Origin of the sequence: uncultured Bacteroides sp., assembly GCF_937912035.1 — a bacterium.
Classification (GTDB): domain Bacteria; phylum Bacteroidota; class Bacteroidia; order Bacteroidales; family Bacteroidaceae; genus Phocaeicola.
Window position 1 is genome coordinate 1 of the sequence record NZ_CALDPF010000017.1, and the last position, 3,959, is coordinate 3,959.

2 protein-coding genes and 1 pseudogene are annotated in these 3,959 nt (G+C 36.0%); all 3 read right to left on the bottom strand.

All coding sequences use genetic code 11. The annotated features are described in order from the left end of the window. A pseudogene (locus Q0486_RS02855) lies at nucleotides 1-989 on the bottom strand (ABC transporter permease); the annotation flags it as partial. 22 nt (nucleotides 990-1,011) lie between these two features. Further along, nucleotides 1,012-3,324, bottom strand: a complete 2,313-nt coding sequence (locus Q0486_RS02860) for an ABC transporter permease (RefSeq protein WP_299230201.1) — start codon at nucleotides 3,322-3,324, stop codon at nucleotides 1,012-1,014. A gap of 291 nt (nucleotides 3,325-3,615) precedes the next feature. Then, the coding region (locus tag Q0486_RS02865; RefSeq protein ID WP_299230202.1) for a PD-(D/E)XK nuclease domain-containing protein at nucleotides 3,616-3,959 on the bottom strand (344 nt) is incomplete at its 5' end.

The following is a 3,959-nucleotide window of genomic DNA, read 5'->3' on the forward strand; positions in this document are numbered from 1 at the left end:
GCACCGTTCACCCTACGGATATTACATTCTTTCACACGTATAAGGAAAGAGCCAATTATGAAATGAAAGAAATTGAGCAAGCCTACAACCAATACCAGTATTCCGGCTATAAGAGTAATATTAGCAAAATATAATGCTACACCTTCACCACTCCAAAAATAAGTTTCGAAAACACCTCCAGAAACTCCCCTCTTCTCATTAAAAATTTCAAAGTCAAGCTTCCTTTCATCTAATTCTTTAATAAAACTTTGTACCGAACCGGCATCTTCCACCAATGCGAATGTACTGGCAGCCATTATCGGCAGGTTTCCGTCATGGATTTGCCCTTCTGTATCATTAATAACCAAAGCATCTGTTCTACGTAAAAAGTTCAAGCTGTTATTCAATGGCAAATCCTTGGCTACTGCCTGTATCACATAACCTATCCCTCCTTCACGAGGAGTACTGTCTGGCGAAGTATTTAAACGTCTGTTTAAAACCATACGTTTGCCTATTGATTTTTCGGCAGAACCAAAAATGCGTCTGGCTGTACTTTCAAACAGAATTACCGAATTGGGATTCTGCATTGCATTTTTCCAACTGCCATGTAATATTTCCGGGGTAAAGACTTCATTAAAACAGGAATCAGTCTCCATAAACATCAGATCATAAGGCAATAGTTTATCTTCAGATACTTCAATCTTATATGAACGTTCATCCGGAAATGCAACCCCACAAAAGGCTTTTGCATTCAAACCTTGACCTCGCAAAAAAGAAGGCAAACTTCCTGAAGTTGTACTTCTGGCACCATTGCCTATACCTTCTGAGTAAAATTCAACTATCCTGTCCTTATTTCTGAAACAATCATCTGTACTGAATATATACCTGCTACAATAAAGGCAGACACTAAAGCAAAACAACGACATAGCCAATCCGAATATGGCTATAATGTTCTGCATCTTGAATTTCATCAGGCTGCGTACGGCTACTTTCAAATAATGTAATATCATAATATTCTTGTTTTTTGTTTTATTATTCGCTTTTAATAACTTCAGCAGGATTAATGCGTGCAGCCTTATTTGTCTGCCAATATAATGTAATGAAAACTATAACAGAAACCAATATTCCTGAGACAAGGAACATCCACACAGACAATGATACCCTGTGGGCATACGATTCCATATAATTTTCTATAGATATATACGCCAAAGAAGAACCTGCAACAAACGCAACAGCCAAGGTATAAAAATACTTCTTCATTATAAGACTAAATATATCAACGACCTTTGCTCCATTGATTTTCCTCAAACCTATTTCTCTGTATCTGAGATGTATATCAAACAACGAAAGTCCGAAAAGTCCCATACATGAAATCACGACCGCAATAACTGCAAAAGTTATGACAAGCATCATCAACTTACGGTCATTTTCGTGCAATTTTCTTATATCATCTTCAATAAACGAATATTCCAGACTTCCTTCACCAAGTGTTTCATCATACAAATTCTGCAAATACGCCAAGGCTTCTTTTTCTTTACCCTCGGCTAACGAGAAAAAGTAATCGTCAGCATACGTAGGAATACCTTTCATAAATATAAACGCCATAGGTGTGTTGGGGCCGGAAAGATGACCTGTGCGGAAATCTTCCGTTACTCCTACTATCTCGTACGGAATTATTTCCTGATTAGAAGAAGACCACCATAATCGGTATTTTGGCATCAGTTTGGTTCCCCTCCAATCATCTATCTCGAAAGATTTGAGAAATGCCTTATTGACAATCATCTTATACTGAAGCGAGCCATCGTCTGTATTCCATCCCCTTCCGTCAACAACTTTAAAACCGAAAAAGTCCATATAATCCTTACTGCAAAACAGATAAAGCGATTTTATAAAATCACCTTTATGGTTTTTAAATTCAATATTGGAATCTATATTATACGGACCACTTCCAAATGCCATACCAGTAAACAGATTTGACTCCTTGACTTTCTGTTGAACTACAGAATACATATTTGATATTTCATCTTTATTATCCAGAATAGAACCAAACGTATGTCTTTGTCTGAGGACTTTACATCGCAGAACATTTTCCGTACGATAACCTACATCTGTATTATAAAGAAAATGAAGCTGAGAACTAAAATATATGGCAGCCACAATAAGTACAAATGTTATAACATATTGCATAAACAAAAACACAAGACGTGATGACATAGTATTCGGTCTGCCTGAAATTATTTTTAAAGACTTGACCGGAACATTATACGACAGTTTCAAATAAGGATAAACCAATACGACCAACGGCATGAACAATATTACAATTAAAGTAATAACGATGTCAAAAATCATGTCCGACTGCACTGGTATGTCATACTTATTAGAAATTGTATCGCGTGTTATCTCAACAAAAAACCATACAAAAAACACTACTACAAGGTTAAAAATGACATTCTCCAGATATAGTTGACTGAAGACCTGAAATCTTCCTGCTCCAAAAATCTTTTTAATACTCAACTCTTTAACACGTCGTTGCACAATAGCAGTATAAAGATTCACATAATTGAAAAGCCCGACAAGTAATATCAAGACCGTAATGATGAAATAAACATGAATCGTATTTTCATCCCCCCTGATAAAATTATTGTGAAAGACTTTTATGTTTTTATCAAAATAAACATCCTCAAGAGATACCAGTTGAAAGTTCACTAAACGGTTTCCAAAAAGTTTCAGCTTTACCGGAACAGAATTCATTTCATTAAACAAGGCCAAATCGTCCGGATTATATAAACGAACAACCTCCAAAGGCCTTCTGGTCCAGTCATCATGTTGAGTCGAAAGGACAATGTCAAAATCAAGTGAAGATTTGGTTGAAGGTTGTCCCAACACTCCCACAATACGTACCATTTTACCTGTAGATGCTTTTATTGTTTTCCCTATAGGATTTTCCGTTCCAAACAATCTTTCAGCCATTTTAGCAGAAATCAAAGCATCATTGGGATGAAGAACCGTTGTTCCATCAATACATGGATAAGGTATCAGATCAAAGAACTTGTCATCTATTATAAGAATATTTACATTTGTATTAATCTTATCTACCTCAATCATGTCATTCTCTACAAGCATAAATCTACTGTAAGTTTCCACCACAGGATTATCCAATGGACTCTTAAAATCAGGTTCATTGTTTGTATCAAAACTACTTGACAAAAAAGTCTTACCATCGTCTATATATGTCATATAGAAAGTACGTTCCCATTCCGGAATAAAATGATTTACAGTATATTCCTGATGAATGTACCTAAGCAATATAAACACACAGGTAAGACTGAATACAAGTCCTGCCATAGAAATAATGTTTTGAGACTTAAATCTAAACATGCTGCGTACGGCAACTTTAAAGTAGTGTAATATCATATCCAAAATCATTTTATTCAAAAGGAACATCCCAATAAAACTGACGTATTCCTAAAATTCATAATATGTTCTCACAGTAAATATAATCAAAAATCATGCCAAACGCATAATCTCCTATTAATCAAGGCAATGCACTTAACCGTCAATATAAAACAACGTGCGTATCCGCACATTCATGTTGCAAATACGCACGTTTGATACTAATTGTATTCATTATATCTCTTAATCGGATACTATCCACTTTTCTATATTTCTGGTTTCCGCACTGAAATTAACCCCTATCTTATAAACCTTACGGCCATCGGACATGAAAGGAAGGGCATAATTTCGTGATTCTATTTGAGCTATGGCATCCTCGGCACTGCCTTCAAACTTGAATTCCATTACATAGATATACTGTGGAGTCTTCACCACCATATCTATCCTGCCCTGCGATGTGTGATACTCGGCATGAGTATAGAAACCCATCAAACGGAATACTATGAAAAGAACATTCTGGTAATGTAGCTCTGTGTCGCGGATCAACTCGTATGGAGTATCTGAAAAGAGACTTTGAAGACGCTCCA

Coding starts and splice junctions, on each gene's coding strand:
- Q0486_RS02860 (WP_299230201.1), bottom strand. CDS start 3,324: ATGGCAGGACTTGTATTCAGTCTTACCTGTGTGTTTATATTGCTTAGG.